This window comes from Acinetobacter sp. YH12049, from assembly GCF_013419875.1.
GTDB lineage: Bacteria > Pseudomonadota > Gammaproteobacteria > Pseudomonadales > Moraxellaceae > Acinetobacter > Acinetobacter amyesii.
The window spans coordinates 45,001-60,195 of record NZ_VOZH01000019.1 but is presented as its reverse complement, the minus strand read 5'-3'; the positions used below and the strand labels follow the sequence as shown (position 1 = coordinate 60,195).

Genomic DNA, 15,195 nt, shown 5'->3' with positions numbered 1-15,195 from the left:
TTAAGTTTAATTAACTAGACCTTCGACCAGTCTAGTGATAGAAAGCCCCACCAAAAGGCAGGGCTTTTAAATTTAGCGCTATATTATAGATAAGAATCGAACATTGCGCTAATAGATTCTTCGTTGTTAATACGACGAATTGTTTCAGCAACCATACTTGCAACTGAAACTTGGCGAATCTTACCAAGAGCTTGAGCTTCTTCTGAAAGCGGAATAGTGTCTGTTACAACCAATTCGTCAATCACAGAGTTTTTCAAGTTTTCTAAAGCTTTACCAGAAAGTACAGGGTGAGTTGCGTAAGCAACAACTTTGCGAGCACCAAAAGTTTTTAGTGCGTCAGCAGCTTTACACAATGTACCTGCTGTATCCACCATATCATCAACGATGACACAGTCACGGCCTTTAACGTCACCGATCAAGTGCATTACTTGAGATTCATTCGCTTTTTGACGGCGTTTGTCGATGATCGCAAGATCGATATCACCCATTTGCTTAGCTACAGCACGCGCACGTACTACACCACCAACGTCAGGAGAAACAACCATTAAGTTGTCGTGTGACTGTTGACGAAGATCTGCTAAAAGTGCAGGAGTACCGTAGATGTTGTCTACAGGAATATCGAAGAAACCTTGGATTTGGTCAGCATGAAGGTCGATCATGACAACGCGGTCAATACCAACAGTTGTGAGCATATCTGCAACAACTTTTGCTGTAATTGGCACGCGGCTTGAACGTGGACGACGGTCTTGACGAGCATAACCAAAATAAGGAATGACAGCAGTGATACGACCAGCACTTGCTCGACGCAAAGCATCAGCCATAACTAAGATTTCCATAAGGTTATCGTTAGTTGGAGCACAAGTTGGTTGTACGATGAATACGTCTTTACCACGAACATTTTCAGTAATTTCGACAGCGATTTCACCGTCAGAAAATTGACCTACAGATGCAGCACCTAGAGGGATGTGAAGGTGGCTAACGACTTTTTGGGCGAATTGTGGATGTGCAGATCCACTAAAAACGACAAGATTGGGCATGAAGCACCCTTGGCGGTTGGCAAATTGGAGAATTAGATGGCAGGGGCGGCTGGATTCGAACCAACGGATGCCGAGATCAAAACCCGGTGCCTTACCACTTGGCGACGCCCCTAATGCGGCAGAACTTTAATATTTTTACGGTATTTTGTCAAGTTGAAACAACAAAGATACTGCAAATTATGCTCTGTCTTTTTTGAAGTAAATGGCAGGGGCGGCTGGATTCGAACCAACGGATGCCGAGATCAAAACCCGGTGCCTTACCACTTGGCGACGCCCCTAAATTGATGAAATAGCGAATAAAGTAAATGGCAGGGGCGGCTGGATTCGAACCAACGGATGCCGAGATCAAAACCCGGTGCCTTACCACTTGGCGACGCCCCTAATACTTTACAGCAATTACATCTACAGGTGAAAAATGATGGCAGGGGCGGCTGGATTCGAACCAACGGATGCCGAGATCAAAACCCGGTGCCTTACCACTTGGCGACGCCCCTATATCAAACTTCAAAATGACGTAATGGTGATTCTTGCAAACTGCGAACCAAGTAAGATTTACATGGTGCATTTTTCAATATGTCATCAATATTCATATTTTCAGTCACTTCAGTAAATACACAAGCACCTGTACCTGTAAGCTTTGCTATACCGAACTGATCTAAGTACCGCATTGCTTCATCGACTTCGGGATATAAGCTTCGTGCCACAGGCTCAAAGTTATTTCCAAAATCAGATGGCGTTTCCTGATAGCCGCAAAATTTAGTGGGCTTTGAGTCTCTTGTCAACGTTTTTTGTGAAAAAAGCAGTTGAGTGCTGATAAAACAGTCAGGTTTTAACACAATGTACTGTTTTTGAGCTAAATCTATGAATGTTAAGTGTTCACCGATGCCTTCTGCCCATGCATTTAGACCATGTACAAACACGGGAACATCTGCCCCAAGTTGTAAGCCGAGTTCTGCAAGTTGTTCGGTATTTAGACCACATTTCCATAGTTGATTGAGCACGATTAGGGTGGTGGCTGCATTGGATGAACCACCACCGAGCCCTGCACCCATCGGAATATTTTTTTCAATGTGGATTTTTTGTGCAGTCAGTGCTTTAGCAAACGGTTTGAGTATTTGAGCAGCACGATAAATTAAATTTTGCTCTAGATTGACGCTGTTTAAGCCCTCAATTTGAATAAAATATTCATCAGCAGAATTTGCAAGTGGGTGAAATTCCATCCAATCAGATAAATCGATGAGCTGAAAAATCGTCTGTAATTCGTGATATCCATTTGGACGTCGGCCAGTAATGTGCAAAAACAAATTGAGTTTTGCAGGAGAAGGTACACGAATCATGGAAGTCATAGTTCAGCTTTTAGGCAAATTAACGATTTTGAATCACCATTGTAATACGGTTTTCCTGACCGGATTCAAGTGCTTGTTTTAAAATTAACTTGTTCGGTACGGTTGCAGTCTCGTTATAGCTCAGGTCAACCGTCCAACCATCTTCAATAATCTGTTGAGGGCGCTGAGCTGTATCGCGTTGAATTATTGCTTGTGTGGTTGCAGGGCGCGCCTGTACCCAGTCGACGAGGTGGGTAATGGGAGCTTGCCAACCGGTAGCACGTTCGAGTAATTCCTCTGGTGTTTCTGCTTCAATTAAACCGGTTTTTGCACTGTTTAACTGAACTTGACCAGGTTTACCGCTGATTTGAGTTTTTCCAACACCTAAAATACCACTCAGTTCGATATCATATTCATTACGGTCTTGAACCCAAGTAAAAAAAGCACTTCCTGACTGTTGTGGCGTGCGCACACCAATCTTACCTTGTAAGTTGAATTGATTTGCAGCAACTTCTTCAGGGCTCGGTTGAGCGGGTGTTTTAACGTATTGCTGACAACCAGTAAAAAATAAAGCGCAGCAGGTCAGGGCAGATACCCCAAATTTTGAAGATACTTGCATAAAGTCTTTCTAACTCTTTTTCATGGGTTGGGGTAACAATAACGAATGTAGTTGCTCTAATTGCGGATCATTCGGATGTTTTTGTTGGAGTTGTTGTAACAACGCGTCAAATTTATTCATATCACCTTGCATGAAGACTGATCGTGCGTAGCGAATGCCAATTTTTAAACTATTACTCAGTTCATACGCTTTGGCCAAAACAGATGCAGATGTACTAAAATCATTTTGCAAATAACAAATATAACCGAACGTATCTAAAATTGAGGCCTGCTCAGGAGCATATTCTAAGGCATGTTCGACGTATTTTCGGGCTTCATCTAAGCGTCTATTTTGTACCGCCAAGGTATAGGCATATGCATTTAAATAGGTCGGGCTATTGGGTTCAATTTCAAGTAATTGTTTTAGTAATTGGTCGAGTCTATCTTTATCTTGATGGGCGTCGAGCAGTAGAACTTCGGCATAAATGAGTTCTGGATCTTCAGGTAAGTTTCTTACCGCTTCATCAAGCAAACGGACTGCTGCTTTTTTATTGTTCATGCGTTTTAAAATATCTGCCTGAGCAAGATATAAGAAACTGGCATGTTGAGGATAATTAACCCGCTCTTGAGTTAAAAAGCGCAGTGCATCATGCAGCTTATTTTGCTGGCTAAAAATGCTGATCATATTGCGCCGTGAAACTGTATAAAGACTGCCATCAACAAGGCGATAATAGGCTTTTGCCGTTTCATAATGCTGTTTGCGTTCAGCATTTACTGCGAGATAGTAATACGCTTCATTTTGGTATTTGCTCGAATAACGTAACTCCACCAAATACTTTTCGGCTTTTTCATAAAGCTCTAAGTCAATACTGGTCAAACCTGCCATAAATAGCGGTTCTTCAGCAGATGGCCATTTCTTTAGTATATCTTCGAGTTTTTCTAGACCTAATTCTGACTGATTGATTTTAATTAAATATTTCGCTTCGGCTAAGCGAACTTCCATATTGTTGCGGTGTTTGCGGCTCGATTTTTCGAACCATTTTAAGGTTTCGTCTTCATCACCCAAAGACATGAGTAAATTGGCTTTCATTAAAATATAGCCAGTCACTTTCGGGCGTTTTTTCAGTGCTAAATTAATGGTGTCTAAGGCATCGGCAAAGGCGCCATTTTGAGCTTGTAAACCTGCGACTAAGACCAAAATAGAGGGATTGGTTTTTTCTTTGCTAGCGGTCAGTGCTTGAATCAGATAAGCGCGATCTTCCTCTGATTCAGGGGAAATACCCGCCAAAATTTGTTCTAAATCTGCATTTGGGTCAATGGTTAAAATTTTATCAAGTGTTTCGGCGGCAAGCTCATATTCATGGGCTTTCAAAGCAATATGTGATAAATAAAATAATGCTGGTACATCTTCAGGTTCTTGCACAACCCAATGTGTAGCAATATCTAAGGCTGCTTGTAAATCATTTTGCTCAATAGCAACGTTTAAAGCACGCTGTTTGACCATGGTGGATTTACTTTTGATTGCAAGCACGGTGTAATTATGAAGCGCGGTTGGGATGTCGTTATAAGCTAAGGCAAATTCTGCAATCATACTTTGTTTAATTGCATCATATCCTGAATTTGCATGGTAAACTTCTCCCACGGCCCGAATTGGGGCAGTAGAAGCCATGCTACCAACAAGTAAGAATGTGGTAGAATACTGCTTTATTGTCTGGCCGTTCAGTCGGCTATTTGTTAGACGCAATTTTTCTTGATCCAAGTAATGCTTTTTATGACGCCGATAATGCACAATAGCATAAATTTAGCGAAATGATGATCTGATATGTCTTTCTTTGCATTGGGTGTCAACCATCAAACCGCCTCTGTAGAACTGCGCGAACAGATTGCATTTAACCCTGAAAAGTTAACAGCGCTGCTTGAACAGCAAAGCCATGCACCTGAACTCAATGACATGGTGGTGGTATCTACATGTAATCGTACTGAAGTCTATGCGATGTCTGAAAATGCAGACATGGTATTGAATTGGCTTGCCCAATCAAATGGTATTGATGTAAAGCAATTGTCAAATCATGTGTATCGTTATGAAAATGCACAGGCGGTGACACACCTCATGCGTGTGGCTAGCGGCTTGGATTCGCTCATGCTTGGTGAGCCTCAAATCTTAGGTCAAGTTAAAACGGCTTTGTCCTTAGCCAAAGATGCCGAAACTGTCTCCCCAAATTTAAACCGTATTTTTGAATATGCCTTTTATGCGGCAAAACGAGTGCGTTCTGAAACAGCAGTCGGAAGTCATGCGGTATCGATGGGCTATGCTGTTGCTCAGCTCGCTTTACAGGTCTTTAGTCAACCTGAAAAATTGACGGTCATGATTGTTGCTGCTGGTGAAATGAATAGCTTGGTTGCGAAGCATTTGGCCGAAATGGGTGTGGGTAGAATTATTATCTGTAACCGTACACGTGCCCGTGCTGAAGCTTTATCCCAAGAGATTGCTCATCGTGTAGAAGTTGAAATAATTGATTTTGCAGATTTGGCAGACAATTTACATCGCGCAGATGTAATTTCAAGTTGTACTGGAAGCTTGCATCAAGTGATTTATTTTGCGGATGTCAAAGCAGCATTGAAAAAACGCCGTTATAAACAAATGTTGTTGGTCGATTTGGCGGTACCCCGTGATATTGAAGCCAAAGTTGAAAGTTTAGATGGTGTTTATTTATATGGTGTAGATGATCTGCAAACAGTCATAGAAGAAAACTTGGCTCAGCGTCGTCAGGCGGCAGTTGAAGCCGAAGTGATGGTCAATCAGCTTGCGACAGATTTAATCACACAGCAAAAAGTGAATTTGGCTGGCTCGACAATTCATGCATACCGTGAACATGGGGAGTCATTACGTCAAGAAGAGCTGGCTTTGGCCTTGAATCGTCTACAAAAGGGTGAAGATGCTGCGAAGATTATGCAAGAAATGTCGCATCGTTTAACCCAAAAACTATTGCATCCGACCTCTATCGTGCTGCGCAATGCTGCGATGGCGGAAGATCCCGCTTATTTTGAAATGATAGAACAAGATTTAGTTAATGTGGCTGAAAATCGCCGTAAACCAAAGAAATAAATAAACTTATTCATTAAATAAAGGTCATTCACAGCTTGAATTTGAAGTTAAAACTTAATCTTCAAGGAGGGTGAGCGATCTTTTTTTATCAATATCATAAATACGTTGTTTTAAATTACGCATTTCAGCAAGGCTAGAAAACTTATTCGACTTGATCTTGAGTTGTAAGAATTGATATTGCAATTTTGTCGATAAATCTGCTGCAAGTTTATCTGCTTGTTCAGGTGATGACGTATAGTCACTGATATTGGCATGTTCTAAAATATGTTGTAATTCATGATGATGAGCTGCACATGCACCGAGTACATAATAGGTGGATAACTCTGGGTCATCAGGCAATTCATCAAAAATCACATTGAAAATATTTAACACATGATAAAGCAATAGGTCTTGTGAAACTAAGGCGCGTAAAGGCTCAAAATGAATGTAAAGATAAGGATGATTGATTAAAATCGCAATCACATATTCTTCAGCATCAATTTTTGTACTAAAGCTCAATGATGCATCATTATTAACTTGAGGCTGCCACTTTCGGCTAAACCCTAATTTTTCACGGAAATATTGTTGTAGCAAATAACGATATGAACCACCTTTCGGCAACAGTTCAGTGAGCTGTCTGAGTTCACCCATCACCTGACTTTTACCCTCAGGTGAACTGACATCATGATTTTGCGTTAAATGTGCAAAAACAAATTCAGAAAGAAGCGGTGAGGTGTGCAGTAACCGTCGAAAATTTTCAATACCTTCACGACGGATCAATGAATCTGGGTCATGGTCATTCGGCAAAACAAAGAATTTAAGTTCACGACCATCATTCAGCAGTGGGAGGGCAATTTCGAGCGTACGTCGAGCTGCTTTTTGACCTGCGGCATCTCCATCAAATGCAATGGTAATACGGCTATTTTGCTTAAATAAAATGTTTAAATGTTCAGTATTACTGGCAGTCCCTAAAGTCGCTACAGCGCCATGAATGCCATATTGCTGTAGGGCAATGACATCCATATAACCTTCGACCATTAACCAATCTTGGGCTTTTTGTTTACGGCCTTCGTATAAACCATAAAGTAACTGATTTTTATGGAAAACTTCGGAGTCTGGAGAGTTGATGTATTTCGGTTTGATTTCATCATTTAGGGCACGACCACCAAAACCGACCACACGACCTTTCGCATCTCGAATCGGGAAAATCACCCGCTCACGCAGTAAGTCAAAGTCACGACCACTATCACTGGTGCGAATCAAACCGAGAAGTTTGAGTCCTTGGATATCTTGTGGAAAGGCTTTTTCTAGATGTTGCCAATCTTCGGGGGCATAGCCTAAGCGCCAATAGGCGATGGTGTCTGCACTGAGACCCCGTTGTTTAAAATAAGCTTGCCCAATTGGACTGAGCGGAAGTTGTTGCTCATAAAACTGTGCGACATTTTCCAGCAAGTCATATAAGTTTCCGTCTTGCGGCACATCTTCAAAACCACTTGCAACTTGGTCAAAGTGAGCAAACGGATCGTTCCCATAAAAGGCATCTTCGTTATTTTGAAACTCAGCAAATGGGTCGTGTTCGAAATTTACTGCAGCAGGATTTGTGTCGGTTTCGCCTGTTTTGGGTGGCAGAGCTTTTGCTTCGATTGCAGGTTTTTGTACAGGTTTGGGTTTAGATTCGCGTTTATATTTGAGTTTATTGGAATCGTTATTGTCTTTCGGTAGCTCAATACCCGTTTGGCTTGATAAATCCTTCATTACTTCAATGAAGTTACGGCTACCAATATCCATTAAAAAACGGATGGCATTACCATTGGCCTGACAACCAAAGCAGTGAAAATATTGTTTATCACGATAGACATGGAAAGATGGCGATTTTTCCTGATGGAATGGGCAGCATCCTGAGTAAGTGCGTCCAGTCTTTTTCAATTTCACAAATTGACCAATCACATCGACAATATCGGTGCGATCTAAAATTTGATCAATTGTATGTTGAGGAATGGCCATGCTATTTTATCTGTCTATCTATTGAATTTGGGCAGTTCGTGAAATATGTTGAAATCAGCAATGCTGTAAGTTCAGGTGGAGATGTAGTACAGCATCGACCATCGAACTATTGTATACCTTTTAATCTAACCGAATCTGTAGATCCTGAAAAGATAAAAGGGCAAGTATTCTAACTTGCCCTTTGTGAAAAATCGACCTTCGTTGCGACTATATTATTCAGCTGATTCTGACGACTCAGTTTTTTCGCTATGAGGACGATCCAATAAGCCAAAGCTTAAACGATTGGTTAAACTGCGTTTTTCTTCATCAGTTTCAACTACGTCTGTAGAGGTTTGCTCAGACATCGTCTGTGCTTCTTTACCGAAAATACCCAAAGTTGCACGGTTAAGGAAGCTGCCTTCACTACGTGCAGCACGCATATTGAGAGTACCGTCTGACTTCACAAGTTTTGGATAGTTCAGTTTAAGTACTTCAATGTATTGCTGAGACGTGGTTTTATCACCAAGTTTGTCATAACCATAGGCAACCGTCGCTAGAGCTTCTGGAACTTGTGGTGCTTGAGGATAATGTTCGATCACCCAAAGTGAACGTTCAACAGCAGCTAACCATGCTTTACGCTTCACATTAAAACGTGCCGCATTCATCTCGCTTTCAGCCAATTCTTGACTGATGAACTTCATACGTTGTGCGGCATCGACTGCATATTCGCTCGATGGGTAGCGACGGATAAAGTCGACAAAGTTTTGATAAGCCACTTTGAGATAGCTCACATCACGATGCGATTGCTTTAAAGAAGTATAGCGAAGCAAACCGTTGTAGTTTTGCTCCATGTTTGAAACACCACGCACGTAGTACGCATAATCAACTTGCGGATGTTGTGGGTTCATACGAATAAAACGGTCTGCAAGTGCAATCGCACCTTCATAGTCTTTTTGCTGAAACTTTACATACAATAGTTCAAGTTGTGCTTGCTGCGCATAGTTACCTGTAGGGTAGTAGGTCTCTAGAGCTTCAAGGTGTTTTGCTGCATCTGTATATTGGTTACGTTCAAGCGCTTTTTGTGCTTTTTCGATATAAATCTGTTCGCTTGATTGTGGACCTGTGTCGACCACTTCTTTCTTTGGATTACTGCTACAGCCTACCATTGCCGATGCAATGCCTATTGTTAGAGCAAGCATTGTCATTTTATATTTTGGTAGCGACATAAAAATTCCTCTGTTAATACGGGCAATGAGCTACAATTGAACTATTAAACCACTTTTGTCTGAATGAGCAAATGAGTCAAGCACAATCTTCCAATTCTAATTTCCCTGAAACTGATTTCAATTTACTTGAAGATTCTGAGGATGCAGATAACCATACTTCAGACTCAACTGCAACACGTTTATCGTTGCAATTTCAATTGGATGAAAGCTATTTAGGACAACGTATTGATCAGGTTTCAGCACTGGTTTGGACTGATTTTTCTCGTGAAAAGCTAAAACAGTGGCTCAAAGAGGGCCATTTGTTGGTCAATGGTAACACTGTGAAACCAAAGTACAAATGCGAAGGCACAGAGTTACTGACTTTAGACGTCGAGTTAGAGGCACAAACCCGTAGCTTACCTGAAGATATTCCACTCAATATTGTCTATGAAGATGACGATATTATGGTGATTAATAAACCTGTCGGTATGGTAGTACATCCGGGTGCAGGTAATAGTAGTGGAACGTTAGTGAATGCAATTTTGCATCATTATCCAAAATCGGCTGAACTTACACGTGCGGGCTTAGTTCATCGTATTGATAAGGATACATCAGGTCTACTTGTTGTAGCTAAAAACTTAGAGTCACAATTTTCATTGAGTAAGCAGCTTGCGAAAAAGTCTGTTTATCGCGTTTATGATCTTGTAGTGTACGGCAATATTATTGCAGGTGGCACGATTGATGAGCCAATTAAACGTCATCCGGTTGATCGCGTAAAAATGGCGGTGTTACCAGGCGGTAAAGAAGCAGTGACTCACTATAATGTGAAAGAACGTTTCCAAAACTTTACTCGTATTCAAGCACGTCTTGAGACAGGTCGTACACATCAAATTCGTGTGCATCTGATGTATATTGGTCATGGTCTTGTTGGCGATCCCGTTTATATGCCACGTGTACGTATGCCAGCAGGCGCATCACAATTACTTGACGACACTTTGCGTGGCTTTAAACGTCAGGCATTGCATGCTGTGCAACTGGGCTTAGTTCATCCACGTACAGGTGAAGACATGATGTTTGATGCACCATGGCCAGAAGACTTCAATCATTTAGTTGAAGTGCTCCGTACAGAAAATAAAGCTTACTAAGCTTAAGACTGATTTACTCGCTATAGTTACAAAGGACGACAACATGCAATTTGTTCAGGGACTGCCACACGGCGTATATGTGGGCCAAACACGTGTACATCATGAGCAAATGCAGTCATCAGATGTACCTGAATTAGCAGGGTTTAACCTTGCTTTGCATGTTGGTGACAATCCTGCACGTGTGCAAAAACACCGGATGCAATTGCTTCAAGACTTTGCAGGCTATGGCGTGGATAAAATCAGTTGGATGAATCAAACTCATAGTACCATTTGTCATACGATTAATGAGCAAATGTATTTTACTGCGCCTGAAGGCGATGGTATGACAACTCAGCGTAAGCACCACGTATTAATGATGATGACAGCAGATTGTTTGCCGATAGTATTAGTTAATGCGGATGGAAGCGAAGTTGCCAACTTACACGCAGGTTGGAAAGGTTTAGCACACGGTATTGTTGAAAATACTATTGTAGCTATGCAAAGTCAGCCTGTTGTGGCCTGGTTGGGTGCAGCCATTAGCCAAGACTGTTTTGAGATCGGTGCTGAAGTTAAGACGGCCTTTTGTTCCAAGTATCCTGAACTAGAGACAGCTTTTAAAGAAGGTGTTAAAGCAGGGAAGTACTATGCGGACCTGTATTCTATAGCCACTTATATACTTAAATTACATGGTGTTAAAACTGTACTGGGTGGAGACCAATGTTCATTCAGCCAAGCGGATCAATATTATTCATACCGTAGAGAAGCAAAAACAGGTCGTATGGCAACATTCGTTTTTATGGCGTGAAAATGCTAAACTTGACTGAATCTATCGACTTTTAATTGTTATGTCTTTGACTGCTAAATCTCTTGCTGTTGTTTATCACAGTCCATATGGACATACTGCAAAAGTAGCCCAATATATTACGCAAGGTGCTGAAAAAGCGGGTGTAAAAGTCCATCTCATGAATGTAGAACATGTGGATTGGGATGTGTTGGACAGCGCAGATGCCATAGTCTTTGGTTGCCCAACGTATATGGGTAGTATGAGTGCGGCAATGAAATTATTCATGGAGCAATCATCTAAACGCTGGTTAGCACGGACATGGCAAGGCAAGTTGGCTGCTGGTTTTACCAATGGTGGCGGCTTAAGTGGAGATAAATTGGCAGTATTGCAGCAAATCAATTTATTCGCCATGCAGCACGGCATGTTGTGGAGCGGTCTTCCATTGATGCCAACTGGACGAAGCACAACAGATTTAAATCGGATGTCGAGCTTTTTAGGTTTAATGACACAATCGGATAATGCGCCTGTTGAAGTCACGCCACCTGCGGGTGATTTAGAAACCGCTATTTGGTTTGGTGAATATCTGGGGTTGTTGTTAAATAAAGTTAATTAATTTGTAAATAAATTATTTGAACTATCATTTATAAATCTTTGAAAACCCTAGTGATGGAAATGTTACTGGGGTTTTTATTGGCCTAAAATCTGTGAAAATTGGCATTTCGTATAACTAAGATGTGATGTGCGTCACAAATTGCCATTCATTTACGCCAACGCTATTGATTTAATCTTCTCATAAATTTCACTCGGGATGAGTGACGAATATTAAAAAGGATTAAATAATCGTGAAAAAAACAATAGTCGCAATGGCATTGTCCTTATGTGTTTCTGACGTTGTTTTTGCAGCAGAAGGATTGGTGGGATTAGCCGATGAAGAATTGTCTGCCATCAATGGTGCGGCATTGATGAATATGTCCTATACCGATCCTATTTTGGTCAACCAACAAATGGTCGATGAAAATATTGGTTTCTACAAACTCAGTTTAGATGCCGTCATGGATTTGAACGTCAATGTCAAAAGTTTGCAACTCGGCTGTGGTGGGGTAAATGGGTCAAATGGCTGTGATATTGATATTCGTCATCTAGCGTTGAGTGGTAATGCAACGTCGACCGATGCCAACGGTAATCCCGTCTTTAATGGTGATCGAGCGTCAACTAGTGCCGAACTGAAAAATCCGTTTATTGAATTTGCAATTAAAAACCCAAAACAAGCCGCTTTACGCGAAGTTAAAGGCTTCCGTGTCAGTGCTGAATCAATTACAGGCTTATTGACCACTGGTATTCAAAACACGGGTGCGCCGACAGATGGGATTAAGTCACTAAGCGGTTATATGAAAATTGCATCGACTACAGGGACAGCAAAGACCCAAGCCGCGATCTTTGGGGATAGCACCAGTGAGACTTTATCGGGGAACTTGGTGATTAATACGATTTGGAACAATGATCGTAGCTTTGTAAGTCAACCTGAAAATAGTAAGGGTTTAAAAATTCCTTCAATGAATGTGCCATTTACCGTCCCTGAAATTACCATCAACGGAAAACGACAAACTCAAGCCGTTGCCAAAAATATCAGTGCGACTGTACCGTCGATTCAACTCAACCGTGATAGTGGTAGTTTGCAGGTCAAACTTGACCGTAATTTGTTATGGGTAGAAGGGGCGCAGTTCTTTATGGATTCGGGCTCATCAATTGATGGTTTGAAAATGAACATTACCTTTGAGCAAGCCTTAAATATGATTCATAACATTCCATTAAATGGCACAGCCGGTTATTTATCGCTTCAATCTCAAGATATCAGTTGGCCAGATGCCAATGCAGATGATATTGCACGTACAGGTTGGTGGATGTCATTTAAAGACCCGATCAATATTGGTAAATTAAATCCAACATCTGAAGTAGATATTTCAGGCGTCTTGCCACAAGTTGCAGAAAAAGTATCGCAAATTTTAACCAATGAACCGATTTATATTCCGTTAGGTTCTGCTGTTGGTGCTGCATTTGGTTTACCGATTTATAAAAATGTCGGTTCAATTAACCTCAGCAATGCTAGTGCGGCCAATTTAACTTTAAAAAATCAAGTCTTGGGGAACCAGGAAGTTCGGACCAACTGTTTTGGTGGGTTGAAATTCTGCTAAATCTGCAATTTAAAAATAAAAAAACCTCCAAGAAGGAGGTTTTTTTAATGAACTTATTTATGAAAAATACGGGCTTTATCGCGCTGCCAATCACGGTCTTTTTCCGTTGCACGCTTGTCGTGAAGCTGCTTACCTTTTACTAGGGCAATTTCAAGTTTGGCATGAGGACCTTTCCAGTAACATGCCAAAGGCACACATGAATAACCTTTTTGGTTAATCGCACCTTGTAGTTTTTCAATTTCACGGCGGTTCAGCAATAATTTACGAGTACGAGTCGCTTCAGGCACCACATGCGTTGAAGCACTCAGTAAAGGTTGCACTTGAGCGCCGAATAAAAATGCTTCACCATTTTTAAACGTAATATAGCTCTCTACGATAGTCATACGACCCGCACGCATTGATTTGACTTCCCAGCCTTGTAATGAAAGACCCGCTTCAAATTTTTCTTCAATGAAATAATCGTGACGCGCACGCTTATTTAGGGCAATCGTACTGCTACTATTTTTTTTAACTACTGCTTTCGTCATAATCAAAAACTTCCAAACTTAGCACTATTGTACCCGAACTTTGAATAAGATGAAGTTTTTAAATTTACAAGCTGACTTCACCTATAAATCAAGATTTTGTTAAAATACCCATCTACAAAATAACAGAGTACAACTGGATGTCTAAAACTCGTGTAATTTATCCGGGCACATTCGATCCAATTACTAATGGTCATATCGACTTAGTGACACGTGCATCACGCATGTTTGACGAAGTTGTCGTGGCAATTGCAATTGGACATCACAAAAACCCTGTGTTTAGTCTGGAAGAACGTGTTGCACTAGCGCAAGAGTCTTTAAGTCATTTGTCAAATGTTGAGTTTGTAGGTTTTGATGGGCTGTTGGTCAACTTCTTTAACGAGCAAAAAGCAACAGCCGTGTTACGTGGTTTACGTGCAGTTTCAGATTTTGAATATGAATTTCAATTGGCAAATATGAATCGCCGTTTGGACAGTAAATTTGAAGCCGTGTTCTTAACCCCATCAGAGCAATATTCGTTTATTTCATCTACGCTCGTGCGTGAAATTGCACGTTTAAATGGTGATGTCACTCAGTTTGTACCACAAGCTGTTGTGGAAGCCTTTAAGCGTAAACAACAGCAAGGTTGGTAGAGTGTCTTTATATATCACTGATGAATGCATCAACTGCGATGTCTGTGAACCTGTATGCCCCAATGAGGCGATTTTCATGGGGGAACTCATTTATGAGATTAACCCTGATTTGTGTACGGAATGCGTTGGGCATCACGATAAACCGCAGTGTCAGTTGTTCTGTCCGGTGGATTGTATTCCATTGGATCCGGCTCATCCTGAAACTCAGGAACAGCTTCAACAAAAGTACGAAAAACTAACTGCTCAAAAAACATCAAGCAATTAGTTGTCAGATTTGTTAGAATGCGCCCCGAAGTGAACCAGACGATCGCTGCTGTGTATAGGTCTCCGTGACTAAAGCAGGGGAGGAAAGTCCGGGCTTCATAGGGCAAGGTGCCAGGTAACGCCTGGGCGGTGTGAGCCGACGGAAAGTGCAGCAGAGAGTAGACCGCCTTCATTATGGTATCGAGCAATCGAAATCGGAGGTAAGGGTGAAAGGGTGCGGTAAGAGCGCACCGCATGACTGGTAACAGTTCATGGCATGGTAAACCCCACCGGAAGCAAGACCAAATAGGGATCCTTTAGGCATGGCCCATGCTGGATCCGGGTAGGTCGCTTGAGCGTATGAGTGATTGTACGCCTAGAGGAATGATCGTCCTCGACAGAACCCGGCTTATCGGTTCACTTCAACAAATTTTGATCAAATACGCGCATTATGGGCTTGACGA

Annotated in this window: 14 protein-coding genes, 4 tRNA genes and 1 other RNA gene; 8 read left to right on the top strand and 11 right to left on the bottom strand. The window is 41.5% G+C overall.

All coding sequences use genetic code 11. The features are described from left to right. Positions 1–83 precede the first annotated feature (83 nt). The 8 genes from FTU05_RS10140 to FTU05_RS10105 all read right to left on the bottom strand — a co-directional run bounded on the left by FTU05_RS10140 (position 84) and on the right by FTU05_RS10105 (position 4,703). Complete coding sequence (locus tag FTU05_RS10140; protein ID WP_078191360.1) at positions 84–1,037, bottom strand: ribose-phosphate pyrophosphokinase; 954 nt, start codon at positions 1,035–1,037, stop codon at positions 84–86. Between the two features lie 37 nt (positions 1,038–1,074). Beyond that, positions 1,075–1,149: transfer RNA gene (locus FTU05_RS10135), tRNA-Gln, on the bottom strand. Positions 1,150–1,240: 91 nt separating this feature from the next. Next, a tRNA-Gln gene (locus FTU05_RS10130) sits at positions 1,241–1,315 on the bottom strand. 28 nt (positions 1,316–1,343) lie between these two features. Then, positions 1,344–1,418 (bottom strand) — tRNA-Gln (locus FTU05_RS10125). Positions 1,419–1,456: 38 nt separating this feature from the next. Further along, a tRNA-Gln gene (locus FTU05_RS10120) sits at positions 1,457–1,531 on the bottom strand. A 3-nt stretch (positions 1,532–1,534) separates the two neighbouring features. Then, entirely contained in the window at positions 1,535–2,374 is an 840-nt protein-coding gene (gene ispE / locus FTU05_RS10115) for a 4-(cytidine 5'-diphospho)-2-C-methyl-D-erythritol kinase (protein ID WP_180165188.1), read from the bottom strand. Positions 2,375–2,402: 28 nt separating this feature from the next. After that, positions 2,403–2,981, bottom strand: coding sequence for a lipoprotein insertase outer membrane protein LolB (gene lolB, locus FTU05_RS10110; protein ID WP_180039553.1), 579 nt, complete (start codon positions 2,979–2,981; stop codon positions 2,403–2,405). 9 nt (positions 2,982–2,990) lie between these two features. Further along, complete coding sequence (locus FTU05_RS10105; RefSeq protein ID WP_180039555.1) at positions 2,991–4,703, bottom strand: hypothetical protein; 1,713 nt, start codon at positions 4,701–4,703, stop codon at positions 2,991–2,993. Positions 4,704–4,781: 78 nt separating this feature from the next. Between FTU05_RS10105 and hemA the strand changes: the two genes are divergently transcribed. Further along, on the top strand, positions 4,782–6,065 hold the full coding sequence (gene hemA / locus FTU05_RS10100; protein WP_180039557.1) for a glutamyl-tRNA reductase: 1,284 nt from the start codon (positions 4,782–4,784) through the stop codon (positions 6,063–6,065). A gap of 54 nt (positions 6,066–6,119) precedes the next feature. Here the strand turns inward: hemA and FTU05_RS10095 are convergent, their stop codons facing one another. Beyond that, a complete protein-coding gene (locus tag FTU05_RS10095) occupies positions 6,120–8,048 on the bottom strand; it encodes a DNA primase (protein WP_180165185.1) in 1,929 nt (642 codons plus the stop codon). 212 nt (positions 8,049–8,260) lie between these two features. Further along, complete coding sequence (locus FTU05_RS10090) at positions 8,261–9,253, bottom strand: outer membrane protein assembly factor BamD (protein WP_180039560.1); 993 nt, start codon at positions 9,251–9,253, stop codon at positions 8,261–8,263. 71 nt (positions 9,254–9,324) lie between these two features. On the opposite strand from FTU05_RS10090, the gene rluD reads away from it, so the two are divergent. The 4 genes from rluD (at position 9,325) to FTU05_RS10070 (ending at position 13,332) form a co-directional block, all read left to right on the top strand. Then, a complete protein-coding gene (rluD, locus tag FTU05_RS10085) occupies positions 9,325–10,377 on the top strand; it encodes a 23S rRNA pseudouridine(1911/1915/1917) synthase RluD (protein WP_180135380.1) in 1,053 nt (350 codons plus the stop codon). 43 nt (positions 10,378–10,420) lie between these two features. Further along, entirely contained in the window at positions 10,421–11,161 is a 741-nt protein-coding gene (pgeF, locus tag FTU05_RS10080) for a peptidoglycan editing factor PgeF (protein ID WP_067764269.1), read from the top strand. 40 nt (positions 11,162–11,201) lie between these two features. Next, the gene (locus FTU05_RS10075; RefSeq protein ID WP_180165184.1) at positions 11,202–11,753 is read left to right on the top strand and encodes a flavodoxin family protein; all 552 of its coding nucleotides are present in this window, start codon (positions 11,202–11,204) and stop codon (positions 11,751–11,753) included. Positions 11,754–11,982: 229 nt separating this feature from the next. Beyond that, positions 11,983–13,332, top strand: a complete 1,350-nt coding sequence (locus FTU05_RS10070) for a hypothetical protein (RefSeq protein WP_373685294.1) — start codon at positions 11,983–11,985, stop codon at positions 13,330–13,332. 53 nt (positions 13,333–13,385) lie between these two features. Here FTU05_RS10070 and smpB read toward each other — a convergent pair whose 3' ends face one another. Beyond that, a complete protein-coding gene (gene smpB / locus FTU05_RS10065; protein ID WP_078191351.1) occupies positions 13,386–13,859 on the bottom strand; it encodes an SsrA-binding protein SmpB in 474 nt (157 codons plus the stop codon). A gap of 137 nt (positions 13,860–13,996) precedes the next feature. Here smpB and coaD point away from each other — a divergent pair, with 137 nt between their 5' ends. The 3 genes from coaD (at position 13,997) to rnpB (ending at position 15,159) form a co-directional block, all read left to right on the top strand. After that, on the top strand, positions 13,997–14,488 hold the full coding sequence (gene coaD / locus FTU05_RS10060; RefSeq protein ID WP_078191350.1) for a pantetheine-phosphate adenylyltransferase: 492 nt from the start codon (positions 13,997–13,999) through the stop codon (positions 14,486–14,488). Position 14,489: 1 nt separating this feature from the next. Next, on the top strand, positions 14,490–14,753 hold the full coding sequence (locus tag FTU05_RS10055) for a YfhL family 4Fe-4S dicluster ferredoxin (protein ID WP_078191349.1): 264 nt from the start codon (positions 14,490–14,492) through the stop codon (positions 14,751–14,753). A gap of 26 nt (positions 14,754–14,779) precedes the next feature. After that, positions 14,780–15,159, top strand: an RNA gene (gene rnpB / locus FTU05_RS10050) — RNase P RNA component class A. Positions 15,160–15,195 lie beyond the last annotated feature (36 nt).